A 16,370-nucleotide genomic window follows, 5' to 3' on the forward strand; every position below is an offset into this window, starting at 1 on the left:
ACCATCATGCGCTGACCCCCGCTTCGACGTGGGCCGCCGACAATCTGGCGATTATGGTCTTGTCCTGCTCGAGCTCGTTCAACCTGCCGGCCAGTGCTGCCCGAATGAATCGGCCGATCTCGTCGGCCAGGAACGAGACACCCTTGACTTTGGTCACCGACTTCACGTCGACCAGGTACTTGGCGCGCAACAACATCGCCAGCTGGCCCATGTTCATCTCTGGGCACACCACTTTGGGATAGCGGTGCAACACATCGCCCAGATTGGCCGGGAACGGGTTGAGGTATCGCAGGTGGGCATGCGCCACCTTGGTGCCCCTGCGACGCGCCCGCCGACACGCTTCGCCGATCGGACCGTAGGAGCTTCCCCAGCCGAGCAGCAGCAACTCGGCGTCACCGGTGGGGTCGTCGACATCGAGGTCCGGAACGCTGATGCCGTCGATCTTGGCCTTCCGAATCCGAACCATCAGGTCGTGGTTGGTGGGGTCGTAGGAGATGTCTCCGGATCCGTTGGCGGCTTCCAGCCCGCCGATGCGGTGCTCGAGGCCCGGGGTCCCGGGCACCGCGAACTGGCGGGCCAGAGTGTCCCGGTGCCGGGCGTAGGGCTCGAAGGGCTCACCCGGTTTGGCGAAGATGTGCTTGATCGGCTTGAGGGAGCTGACATCCGGGATGCGCCACGGCTCAGAGCCGTTGGCGATGGCGCCGTCGGACAGCAGGATCACCGGGGTGTGGTACGACACCGCGATCCGGACCGCCTCCAGGGCGGTGTCGAAGCAGTCGGAGGGAGAGCGCGGCGCCAACACCGCCACCGGCGATTCTCCGTTCCGGCCGAACAGGGCCTGCAACAGGTCGGCCTGCTCGGTCTTGGTGGGCAGACCGGTGGACGGCCCGCCACGCTGGACGTCGATGACGATCAGCGGGAGCTCGGTCATCACGGCCAGGCCCATCGCTTCGGATTTCAGCGAGATACCCGGCCCGGAGGTGCTGGTGACGCCGAGGGCGCCCCCGTAGGAAGCGCCGATAGCGGCACAGATGCCGCCGATCTCGTCCTCGGCCTGGAAGGTGATGACGTCGAAGTTCTTGTGCTTGGACAGCTCGTGCAGGATGTCCGAAGCCGGGGTGATCGGGTAGCTGCCCAGCACCACCTGCTTGCTGGCGAGTTGGCCGGCCGCGACGATGCCGTAGGCCAGCGCGGTGTTGCCGGAGATCTGCCGGTATTCACCGGCCGGCAGCGTGGCCTTGGACACCTCGTAGGTGGTGCCGAACGCCTCGGTGGTTTCGCCGTAGTTCCAACCCGCTTTCAGCGCCAGCACGTTGGCCTCTGCGATGTCGGGTTTGCGGGCGAACTTCTCCCTGATGAAAGTCTCGCTGGTGCGGACCGGCCGCCCATACATCCACGAGAGCAGCCCCAGGGCGAACATGTTCTTGGCGCGCTGGCCGTCCTTCTTCGTGGCGCCGATCGATTCGACGGCCCCCAGGGTCAATGTGGTCATCGGCACCGCGTGCACGACGTATTCTTCGAGCTCGTCGGACTCCAGCGGGTTGGTCACGTAACCGACTTTGGTGAGATTGCGCTTGGTGAACTCGTCGGAATTCGCGATCACCATTCCGCCGCGGGGTAAGTCACCGATATTCGCCTTCAAGGCGGCGGGGTTCATGGCTACCAGGACGTCCGGCCGATCCCCGGCGGTCAGGATGTCGTAGTCGGCGATCTGGATCTGGAAGGACGAGACGCCGGGCAATGTTCCTGCGGGAGCGCGGATCTCGGCCGGGTAGTTCGGCTGGGTGGCCAGGTCGTTGCCGAAAAGTGCCGCTTCCGAGGTGAATCGGTCGCCCGTCAGCTGCATGCCGTCGCCGGAGTCTCCCGCGAATCGGATCACGACGTTTTCCAGGCGTTGCCGACTGGACCCGTCCTGAGACTCTTCCCCGGCGCCGTTGCCGCTCGGATTCACGTCTCCGCCTTCCAACTTGCTGTCCGGACAGGCACTCCGGCTGCAGCTTCCAGATTACGCGCGCCGGAGTGCCGTCTCCGCTGTCACGTTGTATGTCACTGGAAGTACCAATTATGACACTTCTCTAAGGGTGTACAGCCGTCCTCTTAGACTTGTTACCGGCGAGTATGCAGGTAAAAGCCGATGTCAGGCTGGCGCAGCACAGGGGAAGACCCAAAACTGTGGTGTTGGTCACGTTATCGGCGTTGGCGGTGTTCGGTCGCGATCCGGGCCCGTTTCCGGCATGGCGATCAGGTACCGGGCGACCATTCAGGCCGGCCTATGGCAACCCGTACAACCCGTCCCGCCCGAGCAGCAGACCTCCGGGGCCGGCCGCGCCTGCCGTGCCGGCGGGCGTGCCGGCCCCGCCGGCACCACCATTGCCGCCGTTGCCGATCAGCACCGCAGCTCCCGCAGCTCCGCCTGGCCCGCCGGCGCTGCCCGCGCCCTCTGCGCCGGCACCACCATCACCACCATTACCGAGCAACCCGGCCTTGCCGCCGGTGCCGCCGGCCCCGCCGGCCGCGGTGCCCGACGCGCCGCCGGCTCCACCGGACCCCCCGGAGCCGGTGAGCAGGCCGGCGGCGCCTCCGGCTCCGCCGCGACCCCCTCCCCCGCTGCCGCCGAACCCACCGAGACCTCCCGCGCCGCCCAAGCCGGCAATCATGCTCGCGCTGCCTCCGATTCCGCCGGCCCCGCCGCTGGCAAAACCTCCCCCACCACTACCACCAACGCCACCTGCTGCACCGAGTGCGAGCATGCCGGCGTTACCGCCGGAGCCACCTTGCCCGCCAACCAGAGATCCGCCCGCGCCAAATCCGCCGGAACCACCGGCGCCGCCGGCCCCGAACAGCCCTCCGCTGCCGCCCTGTCCGCCGGCCCCTCCGGTTCCGGTCAAGCCTGTCCCACCGGCGCCGCCGACTCCGCCGGCGCCGAATAGCCCACCGACCCCACCGGCCCCGCCGCCAACAGCATGGCTTCCGGCGCCGCGTTCATATAAGACATCTGACACCTCCCGCTTGAGCAACGAGTAGAGCGTCAAGCTGGGCCGGCGATGATTAGGTCACCAGCGAAGAATGGCAGGCAGCATCGTATCGCCAGAAGAGAGCACAGCACCGAGGTTTTCTGGATTCGCTGGCCAAGCCCGCGGCTCTTTCCTCGGGTCACCGGTCACGAAGTCAAGCCGCCGCAGGCCAACCCGCAGGAGTCGGCCCCAAGCTTGCGGCGGTCAGGCGCTCTTGTCGCGGCGCTCCGAGCGAGACGGCTTGCGGGGCACGATGGTCGGCAGCACGTTGTCCTGCACCGTCTCCTTGGTGACGACTACCTTGGCGACGTCGTCGCGGCTGGGGATGTCGTACATCACCGGCAGCAGGACTTCCTCCATGATGGCGCGCAGCCCGCGGGCACCGGTGCCGCGGTGGATGGCCTGGTCGGCGATCGCCTCTAGCGCATCGTCGGCGAACTCCAGCTCCACACCATCCATCTCGAACAGCCTGGTGTACTGCTTGACCAGGGCGTTCTTCGGTTCCGACAAAATCTTGACCAACGACTCCTTGTCGAGGTTGGTCACCGAGGCGACGACCGGAAGGCGTCCGATGAACTCCGGGATCAGACCGAACTTGATCAGGTCCTCGGGCATCACTTCGGCGAAATGGTCGGTCGTGTCGATTTCGGCCTTCGAGCGGACCTCGGCACCGAAGCCCAGACCGCGCTTGCCGACCCGCTCGTAGATGATCTTCTCCAGACCGGCGAACGCACCCGCCACGATGAACAGCACGTTCGTGGTGTCGATCTGGATGAACTCCTGGTGCGGATGCTTGCGACCGCCCTGCGGGGGAACCGAGGCCTGGGTGCCTTCCAGGATTTTCAGCAGTGCCTGCTGAACGCCTTCGCCGGACACGTCGCGGGTGATCGACGGGTTCTCGCTCTTGCGGGCGATCTTGTCGACCTCGTCGATGTAGATGATGCCGGTCTCGGCGCGCTTGACGTCGTAGTCCGCAGCCTGGATCAGCTTGAGCAGGATGTTCTCGACGTCTTCACCGACGTAACCGGCCTCGGTCAGTGCGGTGGCGTCAGCGATCGCGAACGGCACGTTGAGCATCTTGGCCAGCGTCTGGGCCAGGTAGGTCTTCCCGCAGCCCGTCGGGCCGAGCATCAGGATGTTGGACTTGGTCAGCTCAACCGGCTCGTACCGGGAGTCGCGGCCCTTCTCGCCGGCCTGGATGCGCTTGTAGTGGTTGTAGACCGCGACAGCCAGCGTTCGCTTGGCGGTGTCCTGTCCGATGACGTAGCCCTCGAGGAAATCGCGGATCTCTATAGGCTTGGGGAGCTCGTCGAGCTTGACGTCGTCGGCGTCGGCGAGTTCCTCTTCGATGATCTCGTTGCACAGGTCGATGCACTCGTCGCAGATGTACACCCCGGGACCCGCGATGAGTTTCTTGACCTGCTTTTGGCTCTTTCCGCAGAACGAGCACTTCAGCAAGTCACCGCCGTCTCCGATGCGCGCCATGATGCCTCAGGGCCTACTTCCTGTGTCGCCGTTCGTCTTGCCTGCCGCGTGTATCCCACGACGCTACCCGTTTGTCACGGCCTGTCGCGACCGATAATGCCGAATAGCTTCCTTGGTATTTGCTGGTGCTCACTGCGTTGCGTACTTCTCGTGTGAATGCAACATATCCTCCGACGGCGTCCGCCACTCGTTGAGACGCGCAATACGTGTCTCTGGCGTGTCGCGGTCGTTACGCCATCGACGCTGCCACCAGGCATCAACCCTACCGCGGCCCCGGCTGGCCGGCAGACACAAAGCACCCGTCTCTTCGTGGAGACGGGTGCTTTGTGTCTGCTCGCGAACGAAGACGCGTCAGGCGTTCTGCGCTGAGAGCTTCCGGTACTCGAGCACGGTGTCGATGATGCCGTAGTCCTTGGCGTCCTCCGCGGTGAGGATCTTGTCGCGGTCGGTGTCCTTGCGGATCGTGGCGGCGTCCTTGCCGGTGTGGCGGGCCAGGGTGGTCTCCATCAACGTGCGCATCCGCTCGATCTCCGCGGCCTGGATCTCCAGGTCGGAGAACTGACCCTGAATCACCCCCGACAGCGAGGGCTGGTGAATGAGCACCCGCGCGTTGGGCAACGCCATCCGCTTACCCGGGGTTCCGGCGGCCAGCAGCACCGCGGCCGCCGAGGCGGCCTGACCCAGGCACACCGTCTGAATGTCGGCCCGCACGTATTGCATGGTGTCGTAGATGGCCATCAGCGAGGTGAAGCCGCCGCCGGGCGAGTTGATGTACATGGTGATGTCGCGGTCGGGATCCAGCGACTCCAAGACGAGCAGTTGGGCCATGATGTCGTTCGCCGACGCGTCGTCAACCTGGACGCCGAGGAAGATGATGCGTTCCTCGAACAGCTTGTTGTACGGGTTGGACTCCTTGACGCCAAAGCTGGAGTGTTCGATGAACGACGGCAGGATGTAGCGCGCCTGCGGCTGGGTCTGCGGGTTCAGAGGGTTCACTGGGCTTCTCCGTTGCTGATGTGGGCGGCGCGAGTGATGATGTGGTCGACGAAGCCGTACTCCAGGGCTTCCTGGGCGGTGAACCAGCGGTCGCGGTCGGAGTCGGCCTCGATACGCTCGATCGGCTGGCCGGTGAATTCAGCGTTGAGCCGGAACATCTCTTTCTTGATGACGGCGAACTGCTCGGCCTGGATGGCGATGTCGGCCGCGCTGCCCGTCACACCGCCCAACGGCTGGTGCATCAGGATGCGAGCGTGCGGCAGGGCATAGCGCTTGCCCTTGGTGCCGGCGGCCAACAAGAACTCGCCCATCGAGGCAGCCATGCCCATCGCGTAGGTGGCGACGTCGCAGGGCGCCAGCACCATGGTGTCGTAGATGGCCATGCCGGCGCTGATAGATCCGCCCGGTGAGTTGATGTAGAGCGAGATGTCCTTGTCCCCGTCTTCGGCGGCGAGCAACAGGATCTGCGCACACAACCGGTTGGCGACTTCGTCATTCACCTCCGACCCCAGGAAGATGATGCGCTCGGAGAGCAAGCGCTCATAGACGGAGTCGGTGAGGTTGAGACCCAACGAGTTCGAACGCATGTCAGTCACCCTGCTCACAGTGGGGACACCTACTTTCTGTGTTGCTTGTTGCACCGACACTAACCAACCGGACCCACCCTTTGACCCCCCGAAACGGGCGCGTTCGCTCACAGCGTCATGTGGTGGGTTCATCGGCCGTGTCGGCCTTCTCTGATTCGGCGTCTGATTCGACGTCTGATTCGTCGAGGTCATCGCCCTCGTCGACGTCGTCGACGTCGTCGACGTCATCGGCCTCGTCGTCGTCGTCGACGTAATCGGCCTCGTCGTCGTCGTGATCGTGGTCGTCGTGGTCCGCGTGCCGCTTACCGAAGAACTCGCTGGTGTCGATGGCGTTGCCGTCGGTGTCGGTGACCGTGGCCTTCTCGATTACCGCCGCGACGGCCAAACCGCGCCGGACGTCGGCGAACATGGCAGCGAGCTGGTTGTTCTCCTGCAGGTAGGCGAACAGCTGCTGCGGCTCGATGCCGTACTGCCGCGATGTCAGCACGAGTCGCTCGGTCAGGTCTTCCTGCCCGACCTGGACATCGAGCTGGTCGGCGATGGCGTCCAGCAGCAGCTGACGCTTGACGTTGTTCTCAGCGGCGGCGCGCGCTTCGGCGTCGAACTCCGCACGCGAGGACCCCTGCTGTTCGAGCACCTCGTTGAACTTGGTCTGGTCCTGATTCAGACCGGTCATCGCGGCCTGCAGCGTCTCCTCGATCTGGGAGCGCACGATGGCGTCCGGCACCGGGACGTCGACCTGCTCGAGCAGCGCGTCCAGGGCAGAGTTGCGGATCTGGTCGGCCTGTTGGGCGCGCTTGGTCTTGCGCACCTGCTCGCCGAGACTCTCCCTCAGCTCGTCGACGGTGTCGAACTCGCTGGCGAGCTGAGCGAACTCGTCGTCCGGCTCGGGCAGTTCCCGTTCCTTGATCGATTTGACCGTGACGGTGACCTCAGCATCCTGGCCGGCGTGTTCCCCGGTCGCCAGCTTGGCGGTGAACATCTTGGACTCGTCGACGGCCAGCCCGACCAGAGCGTCGTCCAGGCCCACGATCAGGCGGCCGGAACCCACCTCGTGCGACAACCCCTCGGCGGCGGCATTGGGCACGTCCTCGCCGTCGACGGTCGCGGACAGATCGATCGAGACGAAGTCGCCCGTTTGCACTGGCCGGTCCACTCCGGTCAGGGTGCCGAAGCGGGCGCGCAATGACTGAAGTTCGGCATCCACCTCCTCGTCGCTCACTTCGACCGGGTCGACGGAGACACTCAGCGCGTCCAGGTCGGGGATCTCCAGCTTGGGGCGGACGTCGACCTCGGCGAAGAACTGCAGCTCCTCGCCGTATTCCTTGTGGGTGACCTGGATGTTGGGCCGGCCGATCGGCTGCACGTCGGACTCGGTGAGCGCTTGGCCGTAGCGGCTGGGCACGGCGTCCTCGATGACCTGGTCGAGCAGGGCCTCCCGGCCGAACCGCGCCTCGAGCAGCCGGGCCGGCGCCTTGCCCGGCCGGAACCCGGGCAGCCGAACCTGCTTGGCCAGCTCCTTGTAGGCCCGCTGGAAATCGGGTTCAAGCTCAGGGAACGGCACCTCCACGTTGATGCGAACCCGGGTCGGGCTCAACTGCGTCACGGTGCTCTTCACGGCGTGCTCCTCGGTGTGTCGTTTGTGCGTGCTGCGGTGCGCCTGGCGGTCTGGTCGGGGTGACAGGATTTGAACCTGCGGCCTTCCGCTCCCAAAGCGGATGCGCTACCAAGCTGCGCTACACCCCGCGCTGACCACGCGATCCTACGGCCCGGCAGCGCCGGGCCCGCAGAGACCTCCGGGGACCTGACAGCTCACGGAGCGGTCACATGACTGCGTCGATTAGATTTGATCTTCGCCACCACGTACCATCTCGGTCGACTAATACATGCGGGCGTAGCTCAATGGTAGAGCCCTAGTCTTCCAAACTAGCTACGCGGGTTCGATTCCCGTCGCCCGCTCTGAGCTGATGGTTTTGTTCGACAGAAAGGCGCAATGAGCGACCTTGAGAGCGCGATGATCCATGGCTCTTGCGCGCCGGACTTCGTCGGAGTGAGCGACGCGTTCGAGCGCAATTTTTCGCTGCGCGACGAGGCGGGCGCGGCGGTCGCCGTCTGGGTCGACGGGAACCTCGTGGTCAATCTGTGGGGCGGCCACGCCGATGCCGCTGGCCAGCGCCCTTGGCAAGAAGACACGCTGACCACGGTGCTGTCCGGCACCAAGGGCCTGACGTCCACCTGCGTGCACCAGCTCGCCGACCGCGGCGAGCTGGACCTGGATGCTCCGGTCTCCCGGTACTGGCCCGAGTTCGGCCAGGCCGGCAAGGAAGACGTCACGCTGGCCATGGTGATGAGCCACCGCTCCGGCGTGATCGGCCCGCGCACCCGGGTGACCACAGAGCAACTGTGTGACTGGGACTACGTCTGCGGGCGGCTGGCCATCGCCGAACCCTGGTGGAAGCCGGGCACCGCGCAGGGCTATCACATGACCACTTTCGGCTTCATCCTCGGCGAAGTGTTCCGGCGTGTCACCGGGCGCACCATCGGTCAGTATCTGCGGACCGAGATCGCCGAGCCGATCGGCGCCGAGATCCACATCGGCTTGAAACCTTCCGAGCAACTGCGCTGCGCCGAGCGGGTGAACAAGCCGACCGGCCGCCAGTTGCTGGCCGAACTGCAGGCCCCGAGTGACCCGACCAGCCTGGACGACCATCCGAAGGCCGGCATGTCGATTTCGATGGGGTTCCTGGCCGACGACGACCTGGACACAGAGAACCTGCACCTGTGGCGGCAGCTGGAGTTCCCGGGCACCAACGCCCAGGTGTCCGCGCTGGGGATGGCGACGTTCTACAACGCGCTGGCTCAGGAGAAACTGCTCAGCCGCGAGCACATGGATCGGGTCCGGGTGTGCCAGGGCGGTTTCGAGCCCGACCTGGTGCTGGGACCGCGCGTGGCCGACCACGGCTGGGGGCTGGGTTACATGCTCAATCAGCGCTGCATCAACGGACCGAATCCGCGCATGTTCGGACACGGCGGGCTGGGCGGTTCGTTCGCGTTCGTCGACCTCGAGCACCGGATCGGCTATGGGTATGTGTCGAACCGCTTCGACGCCAGCAAGGCCAACGCCGACCCGCGCAGTGTCTCGTTGAGCAACGAGGTCTACCGCGCGCTCGGGGTCAAAATCGACTGACCGCGCCTCTCCCTCGCGCCAAATGTGAGGTGCCCGACACCACCGCGGCGCGTCGCGTCGCGCGATTCACGGTCGCCGTGGCGTCACCTCTGACAGGTCGGGCACCAGAACACGTTGCGGCCCTCCAGCACCGCCGTCCGTACCGTCTCGCCGCAGACCCGGCACGGATCGCCCGCCCGCCGGTACACGTAGGTGCGCGGGCGCCCGGGCGCGTACGACGGCGCGCCCTGGTCGTGTTCGGGACGGACGACGACGATCTTGCCGCGCCGTAGCCCGACCTTCATCAGCGCCACCAGGTCGGTCCAGGCTTCTGCGAACTCCGCTTCGGAAATCTTCTGACCCGGCCGGTACGGGTCGATGTGGTGACGGAACAGCAGCTCGCTGCGGTAGACGTTGCCGACCCCGGCCATCACGCTCTGGTCCATCAGAAGTGCGCCAATCGGCCTGCGGGACTTGGCAATTCGCGCCCACGGCCAGGCCTGGTCGGCGTCGGAGCGTAACGGGTCGGGCCCCAGCCGGGCGATCACGTCGTCCACCTGGCCGGCGTCGAGCACTTCGCACACCGTCGCGCCGCGGAGGTCGGTGCCGTACTCGGCGCCGACCATGCGCATCCGGACCTGCCCGACCGGTTCCGGGTCCGGCTCGCCGCCGGGTCGCTCCCAGTCGGTGAACTTGCCGTAGAGCCCGAGGTGCACGTGCACCACCGGCCCATGGGCGTAGTGGTGGAAGAGGTGTTTACCCCAGGCGCTGGCACGGCGCAGCACCGCGCCGTCCACAGCGGCGGCATCGGTGAACCGGCCCTGCGGGCTGGACACCGCCACCGGACCGCCGGCAAAGCGCTTCTGATGTAACCGGGCCAACCGGTGCAGCGTATGGCCTTCGGGCACGGGCTCTCAGCCCTGCGCGCCGGGCACCGGTGGCGCTTGGTGGGTGCGTTCGTACTCGGCGAGAATGTCGATACGACGTTGGTGGCGTTCGGCTTTCGACCACGGTGTGGCAAGGAAGGCGTCCACGATGGCCAGCGCCTCGTCGAGGGAGTGCATGCGGCCGCCGATCCCGATCAACTGGGCGTTGTTGTGTTCGCGGGCCAGCGACGCAGTCTGCACGCTCCACGCCAGGGCGCACCGCGCGCCGGGCACCTTGTTGGCCGCTATCTGCTCGCCGTTGCCGGAACCGCCCAGCACAATGCCCAGGCTGTCCGGGTCGGCGACGGTACGCTGCGCCGCGGCGATGCAGAACGCCGGATAGTCGTCCTCGGCGTCGTAGGCGAAGGCGCCGCAGTCGATAGGCTCGTGACCGGTGTTCTTCAGATGCTCGATGATCTTTTGCTTGAGCTCGAAGCCGGCGTGATCGGCACCCAGGTAGACGCGCATGCCGGACATTGTGCACGAGCGAGGCTAGTCGAACTGCGGAGGCTCCGTGCGAGTCCGCTTGAGCTCGAAGAAGTGCGGATAGGACGCGAACGTCACCGAGGCGTCCCACAGCTTGCCGGCTTCCTCGCCGCGCGGGATCTTCGAAATCACCGGTCCGAAGAAGGCCACGCCGTTCACGTGGATGGTCGGCGTGCCCACATCGGGGCCCACGGCATCCATACCGGCGTGGTGGCTCTCGCGCAGCGCTTCGTCGTATTCCGTGCTGGTGGCGGCTTGAGCGAGTTCGGCGGGCAGGCCGGCATCGGCCAGCGAAAGCTTGACCACCTCGTCGAGATCCTTATTGCCCTCGTTGTGAATCCGAGTGCCCATCGCGGTGTACAGCGGGTCGAGGACCTTGGCACCGTGGGCCTGCTCGGCGGCGATCGCCACCCGCACCGGCCCCCACGCCCTGGTCATCGCCTCCTTGTACTGCTCGGGAAGGTCTTCCCGCTTCTCGTTGAGCACCGCGAGGCTCATCACGTGGAAGTTGACCTCGATGTCGCGGACCTTCTCCACTTCGAGAATCCAGCGCGAAGTGATCCAGCACCACGGACACAGCGGGTCGAACCAGAAGTCGGCTCGGCTTTTCGTGGGCGCATTCTCCGGCATTTCTGCGGTCCTCTCCTAGAAGGTGGGACGGGACGGTCCGCTCACACACAACCGTAGCGGTGCCGTGACTGTTCCCGGCGCGTCGAGCGTCGCGCCGTACCGGCCGATATGTTGGAGCGCGTGGCTCTTCCCAACCTCACCCGGGATCAGGCGGTCGAACGCGCCGCACTGCTCACCGTGCACAGTTATCAGATCAACCTCGACGTCACCGACGGGTCGGGAGCGCCGGGCGAGCGCACCTTCCGCTCCACCACCACCGTGGTGTTTGACGCCCTCGCCGGTGCTGACACGTTCCTCGACCTCGCCGCGGACACCGTTCACAGCGCCAGCCTCAACGGCCAGGATCTCGACGTCTCCTGTTACGACGAATCGACCGGCATTGCGCTGCGGGGACTGGCCGACCGCAACGTCGTCGTGGTGGACGCCGACTGCCGTTACTCCAACACCGGCGAAGGGTTGCATCGCTTCGTCGACCCGGTCGACGAGGAGACGTACCTGTACTCCCAGTTCGAAACCGCCGATGCCAAGCGGATGTTCGCCTGCTTCGACCAGCCGGACCTCAAGGCCACGTTCGACCTCACGGTGACCGCGCCCAGCCACTGGAAAGTGGTGTCCAACGGGGCTCCGCTCAGTGTCGAGAACGGCGTCCACACCTTCGCCACCACACCACGGATGAGCACCTACCTGGTGGCACTGGTCGCCGGCCCCTATGCCGTCTGGAACGACACCTACAGCGACGAACACGGCGAGATACCGCTGGGAATCTACTGCCGGAGTTCGCTGGCGCCGCACATGGACGCCGAGCGGTTGTTCACCGAGACCAAACAGGGATTCGGGTTCTATCACAACAACTTCGGCGTGCCGTATGCGTTCGGTAAGTACGACCAGCTGTTCGTTCCCGAATTCAACGCCGGCGCAATGGAAAACGCCGGCGCCGTGACGTTCCTCGAGGACTACGTGTTCCGCAGCAAGGTCACCCGCGCCTCCTACGAGCGCCGCGCGGAGACGGTGCTGCACGAGATGGCGCACATGTGGTTCGGCGACCTGGTCACCATGACGTGGTGGGATGACCTCTGGCTCAACGAGTCGTTCGCCACCTTTGCCTCGGTGTTGTGCCAGGCCGAGTCCACCGAATACACCGAGGCGTGGACGACGTTCGCGACCGTGGAAAAATCGTGGGCCTACCGGCAGGACCAGATGCCCTCCACCCACCCGATCGCCGCCGACATCCCGGATTTACAGGCGGTTGAGGTCAACTTCGACGGAATCACTTACGCCAAGGGAGCTTCGGTACTCAAGCAGCTCGTCGCCTATGTGGGTCTCGATCACTTCCTGGCCGGTCTGCGGGACTACTTCCGCACCCACGCATTCGGCAACGCCACGTTCAGCGACCTGCTTTCGGCACTGGAGAAAGCGTCCGGTCGCGACCTGTCGAACTGGGGACAGCAGTGGCTGAAAACCACCGGGCTCAACACCCTGCGCGCCGATTTCGACGTCGACGACGGTAAGTTCACCAGGTTCGCCGTGCTGCAGAGCGGTGCGGCGCCCGGTAAGGGTGAGACCAGAGTGCACCGGATAGCGGTCGGGATCTACGACGACGACGAGTCCGGCAAGCTGGTCCGCGTCCACCGACACGAGCTCGACGTCGACGGACCGACCACCGAAGTTCCTGAGCTGGTTGGCCTTTCGCGCGGCAAGCTGATCCTGGTCAACGACGACGACCTGACCTACTGCTCACTGCGGCTGGACCCGGAGTCGCTGCAGACCGCACTGGACCGCATCGCCGACATCGCCGAGCCGCTGCCCCGTTCGTTGGCGTGGTCGGCGGCCTGGGAGATGACCCGCGAGGCCGAACTGCGCGCCCGCGACTTCGTCGCGCTGGTATCGGGCGGCATTCAGGCCGAAACCGCGGTCACAGTGCTGCAGCGGCTGCTCCTGCAGGCACAGACGGCGGTGGGGTCCTACGGCGAGCCGGGCTGGGCGCGCGAACACGGCTGGCCGCAATTCGCCGATCGGTTGCTGGAACTGGCGCGCGGCGCCGAGCCAGGGTCTGACCATCAGCTCGCGTTCGTCAACGCGCTGTGCACGTCGGTGTTGTCGCCGCGACACGTGGAGGTGCTGGCGGCCCTCCTTGACGGCGATCCGGCCGAGCAGGGATTGCCGGGACTGGGCGTCGACGCCGACCTGCGCTGGCGGGTGGTGATCGCACTGGCGACCGCCGGCGCGATCGACGCCGACGGTCTGGAGTCGCCGCGCATCAATGCTGAGGCAGGACAGGACCGGACGGCCGCCGGCAAGCGGCACGCAGCACAAGCTGCGGCGGCGCGGCCGCAGCTAGCGGTCAAGGAGCAGGCCTTCACGACGGTGGTCGAGGACGACACCCTGGCCAACGCGATGGGACGCGCCATCATCGGCGGGATCGGCGCGCCGGGCCAAGGTGAGCTGCTCAAGCCGTTCACCGCGCGCTACTTCGCGGCGATCCGGGGCGTCTGGGAGCGACGGTCCAGCGAAGTCGCACAATCGGTGGTGATCGGCCTGTACCCGTACTGGGACATCAGCGAAGAGGCGATCGAGGCCGCCGACTCGTTCCTGGCCGACCCCGACGTGCCGCCGTCACTGCGCCGGCTCGTGCTGGAGGGGCAGGCCGCCGTGAAGCGCTCGCTGCGGGCCCGGAAGTTCGACGCTCAGCAATAGCCGCCGTCGCGCAGGCCTGCGTCCAGCTCGAGCCGGTTGGTCTTGCGAAGGATCAACTCGCGCAACAGTTCCCAGCCGTAGGCCCGGAGCATGCCTCCGTAGCCGAGCGCGGCCCATTGCGCGCAGTGCCGCTCCTCGTGGTGCAGCAGCCGATCCAGTTCGGGCCGCATCCGCGACTGGATGACCGCGCGAAGCCGCTGGGCCGGATCGTCGACACGGGGCGTGTTGACCATGAAGATGTCGCCCCAGGTGGTGCCGCCACGCTGGCTGAACAGGCGCTGGATCCAGTTGCCGCCCAAGCCCATCAGGATGCCGTGCGGAGTGGCGACCAAGCGTCCGCCGTTGCGGTGGACGAACTTCACGTCGCGCTGATAGCTCCAGTTATTGGCATGCTGGCGGTCCATGATCCGCTTCACCTCGGCGGCGGAGTACGGGGTTTGGGCGAAGTCCCCCCCGGCGTAGTCGGTGCCGGCGTTGAAGACATACGCCAGCAGCACCGCCATCCGCGCGTCCACCCCACTGGCTCCCGGCGGAAGGAGAAAGTACGATTTGCCGCGCCTGTCGGTGATCTCCTCGCATCCCTGCAGCAGCTGCAGGGAGAAGACGAGACCCGTTCGTGCGACGTCGACCACGACGTCCGGCCCCACCGAGCGGCGCCCGGCGTTGCCCAGCCATCTACTGATGTAACCCGTCGGAAGTGGGCCGGTCAGCAGATCAGCCCGCCGCAGCGCGCGCTCGTACGGATTCACGCAGCGCGCGACCCCCAGGCCTCGTCGAGCGTGGTCTCAGGGCGAGAATCCGCCTGATATTTCGCCGTGGCGTCACGTTCGGCGCGCAGGGACCCGGCGCGTCGATCGACCTCCACTAGGCCGGCGAGATCCCCGCGCTGAGCACCCGGATCGCGCTGACCAGACCGTCGATCAGGTTGCCCTGCTCGAACGCGGACGAGGCGGCAGCGACACCGAGCGGTGCCGCCGATTCGGCGCCACGCCCCCGCACCTCGGAGCCGTACACCACCTCGATGGCGCTCTGGTCGGGCGACACCGCCAGCAACACGGCGTTGTTGGGTGTCGGCACCCTGGCCAGAATCTCGCGGGCCCGCGCCGCGGTGTCGGCACCCAAATCACCCAGGTAGATGGCGAACCGCGCCTTGGACGCCCGGGACGCGTACTTCAGCGCGTCATCCACGGCCACCAGGTCGTTGATGGGGAACGGGTAATGCACCGAGAGCTCGCCGGGCTCGGTGACCCCGGAGACCCGTCCGCTCGTGGTGAGAACCCAACCCCGGGGCAGGTCCGCCGGGTCGACCGTCGCGACTTCACCATGTGCCACTTGCGCCACCTCCAACCGTGAACTCCGACCCGTGCCCGCCGTGGTGACCGCCAACGGCCTCATCCGTGGCGGCCCACAACACCGGCTCGTGGGTCCACTTCTGAGACAGGTCGTAGGTCGCCGGGTGCGGGCTCTTGCGGGTCAGGAAGATCAGCCCGAGGACGATCGCCAGCCCCAACGGGATGCCGACAAAGATGAGGTGAATCTCCATCATGCTCACGACGCAAACCGTATCCCACGACGGGTTCGACCGGCGAGGTTAGACCCCACAAATTCAGGCCGCGCCCTCACCGAGGTACCGTGCCCACGACGGGTCGAGCTCCTTGACCGTGGACAGCAGCCGCCAGTGCTGTCCGGTGGGCGGTAGCGGGGTGCGACGCAGCGACCAGCCCAGCTCGGCGAGCAGTTTGTCGCCCTTGCGGTGATTGCACGAAGAGCAGCACGCGACACAGTTCTCCCACGAGTGGTCGCCGCCGCGACTGCGCGGGATGACGTGGTCGACGGTGTCGGCCTTGGCCCCGCAATAGGCGCAGCAGAAGCGGTCGCGGTGCATGAGCGCAGCCCGGGTCATCGGGACCCGAGCGCGGTAGGGCACCCGCACGAAGGAGCGCAGCTGGATCACCGAGGGCACCACGATCGACCGGGTCGCGGAGTGGATGACGGCCGCGCTCGGGTCGTCGTGCACCACGTCGGCCTTGCCGCAGATCACCATGACGATGGCGCGCCGCATCGGCAATGCGGTCAGCGGCTCGTAGGTGGAGTTCAGCAGCAACACCCGCCGACGGCTCCAGATCGACGTGGTCTCCGAGCGGGAAGGGGGATGGGTGTCAACGCTGTGCAGACACGACGCGGTCGCAGGCCCGGGTCCATTTGCCGCGGCACCGGAACTTCGGTGGCTGCGGCGTTTGTTGCGCTGCGCCATAAATCCTCCGCCGACAGTCCACCATGATTTGCTGCAGATCGCACGCCAATTGTCCTAAGCCACCCCGTGTCGATCCGGTGAACACCGGGCGCGATCGCGCCCCGCCCCGGCGGTGGACCACAATGGAGCGTG

14 protein-coding genes, 2 tRNA genes and 1 pseudogene are annotated in these 16,370 nt (G+C 66.3%); 3 read left to right on the forward strand and 14 right to left on the reverse strand.

The annotated features are described in order from the left end of the window. Positions 1-4 precede the first annotated feature (4 nt). The 7 genes and pseudogenes from JX552_RS21105 to JX552_RS21135 all read right to left on the reverse strand — a co-directional run bounded on the left by JX552_RS21105 (position 5) and on the right by JX552_RS21135 (position 7,828). Entirely contained in the window at positions 5-1,951 is a 1,947-nt protein-coding gene (locus JX552_RS21105) for a 2-oxoacid:acceptor oxidoreductase subunit alpha (protein ID WP_205873847.1), read from the reverse strand. Positions 1,952-2,270: 319 nt separating this feature from the next. Next, positions 2,271-2,978 (reverse strand): annotated as a pseudogene (locus JX552_RS21110) (hypothetical protein); the annotation flags it as partial. A gap of 240 nt (positions 2,979-3,218) precedes the next feature. Then, a complete protein-coding gene (clpX, locus tag JX552_RS21115) occupies positions 3,219-4,499 on the reverse strand; it encodes an ATP-dependent Clp protease ATP-binding subunit ClpX (RefSeq protein WP_065137443.1) in 1,281 nt (426 codons plus the stop codon). 351 nt (positions 4,500-4,850) lie between these two features. After that, positions 4,851-5,495 (reverse strand): ATP-dependent CLP protease proteolytic subunit ClpP2, encoded by a 645-nt coding sequence (gene clpP2, locus JX552_RS21120; protein ID WP_205873849.1) that lies wholly within the window; start codon positions 5,493-5,495, stop codon positions 4,851-4,853. Continuing rightward, entirely contained in the window at positions 5,492-6,100 is a 609-nt protein-coding gene (gene clpP1 / locus JX552_RS21125) for an ATP-dependent CLP protease proteolytic subunit ClpP1 (protein ID WP_205873850.1), read from the reverse strand. The genes clpP2 and clpP1 overlap by 4 nt, the downstream gene beginning before the upstream one ends. Before the next feature lie 97 nt (positions 6,101-6,197). After that, positions 6,198-7,700, reverse strand: a complete 1,503-nt coding sequence (gene tig, locus JX552_RS21130) for a trigger factor (RefSeq protein ID WP_205873851.1) — start codon at positions 7,698-7,700, stop codon at positions 6,198-6,200. 51 nt (positions 7,701-7,751) lie between these two features. Then, a tRNA-Pro gene (locus tag JX552_RS21135) sits at positions 7,752-7,828 on the reverse strand. Positions 7,829-7,970: 142 nt separating this feature from the next. Between JX552_RS21135 and JX552_RS21140 the strand changes: the two genes are divergently transcribed. Further along, positions 7,971-8,041: transfer RNA gene (locus tag JX552_RS21140), tRNA-Gly, on the forward strand. A 34-nt stretch (positions 8,042-8,075) separates the two neighbouring features. Then, positions 8,076-9,269 carry a serine hydrolase domain-containing protein gene (locus tag JX552_RS21145; RefSeq protein ID WP_205873852.1) on the forward strand — a complete coding sequence of 398 codons (1,194 nt, stop codon included), beginning with the start codon at positions 8,076-8,078 and terminating at the stop codon, positions 9,267-9,269. A gap of 83 nt (positions 9,270-9,352) precedes the next feature. Here JX552_RS21145 and JX552_RS21150 read toward each other — a convergent pair whose 3' ends face one another. From JX552_RS21150 to JX552_RS21160, 3 genes are read right to left on the reverse strand one after another with little or no spacing between them, the layout of a single operon-like run. Continuing rightward, positions 9,353-10,156, reverse strand: coding sequence for an Fpg/Nei family DNA glycosylase (locus tag JX552_RS21150; RefSeq protein ID WP_205873853.1), 804 nt, complete (start codon positions 10,154-10,156; stop codon positions 9,353-9,355). Positions 10,157-10,162: 6 nt separating this feature from the next. Further along, a complete protein-coding gene (locus JX552_RS21155; RefSeq protein WP_205873854.1) occupies positions 10,163-10,642 on the reverse strand; it encodes a ribose-5-phosphate isomerase in 480 nt (159 codons plus the stop codon). 24 nt (positions 10,643-10,666) lie between these two features. Then, positions 10,667-11,290: an Rv2466c family mycothiol-dependent reductase gene (locus JX552_RS21160; protein ID WP_205873855.1), complete on the reverse strand. Its 624-nt coding sequence runs from the start codon at positions 11,288-11,290 to the stop codon at positions 10,667-10,669. Positions 11,291-11,410: 120 nt separating this feature from the next. On the opposite strand from JX552_RS21160, the gene pepN reads away from it, so the two are divergent. Next, a complete protein-coding gene (pepN, locus tag JX552_RS21165) occupies positions 11,411-13,984 on the forward strand; it encodes an aminopeptidase N (RefSeq protein ID WP_205873856.1) in 2,574 nt (857 codons plus the stop codon). Here the strand turns inward: pepN and JX552_RS21170 are convergent. The 4 genes from JX552_RS21170 to JX552_RS21185 form a co-directional block, all read right to left on the reverse strand. Continuing rightward, positions 13,975-14,580, reverse strand: a complete 606-nt coding sequence (locus JX552_RS21170; protein ID WP_431196001.1) for a hypothetical protein — start codon at positions 14,578-14,580, stop codon at positions 13,975-13,977. The genes pepN and JX552_RS21170 overlap by 10 nt on opposite strands. 268 nt (positions 14,581-14,848) lie before the next feature. Further along, entirely contained in the window at positions 14,849-15,316 is a 468-nt protein-coding gene (locus JX552_RS21175) for a DUF5130 domain-containing protein (RefSeq protein WP_205873857.1), read from the reverse strand. Next, entirely contained in the window at positions 15,303-15,527 is a 225-nt protein-coding gene (ctaJ, locus tag JX552_RS21180; RefSeq protein WP_205878597.1) for an aa3-type cytochrome oxidase subunit CtaJ, read from the reverse strand. Before ctaJ ends, JX552_RS21175 begins: the two co-directional genes overlap by 14 nt. A 63-nt stretch (positions 15,528-15,590) precedes the next feature. After that, positions 15,591-16,238, reverse strand: coding sequence for an HNH endonuclease (locus JX552_RS21185; RefSeq protein WP_205873858.1), 648 nt, complete (start codon positions 16,236-16,238; stop codon positions 15,591-15,593). Between the last annotated feature and the right edge of the window lie 132 nt (positions 16,239-16,370).

This window comes from Mycobacterium gordonae (assembly GCF_017086405.1).
GTDB lineage: Bacteria > Actinomycetota > Actinomycetes > Mycobacteriales > Mycobacteriaceae > Mycobacterium > Mycobacterium gordonae_D.

Coding starts and splice junctions, on each gene's coding strand:
- clpX (WP_065137443.1), bottom strand. CDS start 4,499: ATGGCGCGCATCGGAGACGGCGGTGACTTGCTGAAGTGCTCGTTCTGC.
- JX552_RS21145 (WP_205873852.1), top strand. CDS start 8,076: ATGAGCGACCTTGAGAGCGCGATGATCCATGGCTCTTGCGCGCCGGAC.
- JX552_RS21155 (WP_205873854.1), bottom strand. CDS start 10,642: ATGCGCGTCTACCTGGGTGCCGATCACGCCGGCTTCGAGCTCAAGCAA.
- JX552_RS21160 (WP_205873855.1), bottom strand. CDS start 11,290: ATGCCGGAGAATGCGCCCACGAAAAGCCGAGCCGACTTCTGGTTCGAC.
- ctaJ (WP_205878597.1), bottom strand. CDS start 15,527: ATGGAGATTCACCTCATCTTTGTCGGCATCCCGTTGGGGCTGGCGATC.
- JX552_RS21185 (WP_205873858.1), bottom strand. CDS start 16,238: ATGGCGCAGCGCAACAAACGCCGCAGCCACCGAAGTTCCGGTGCCGCG.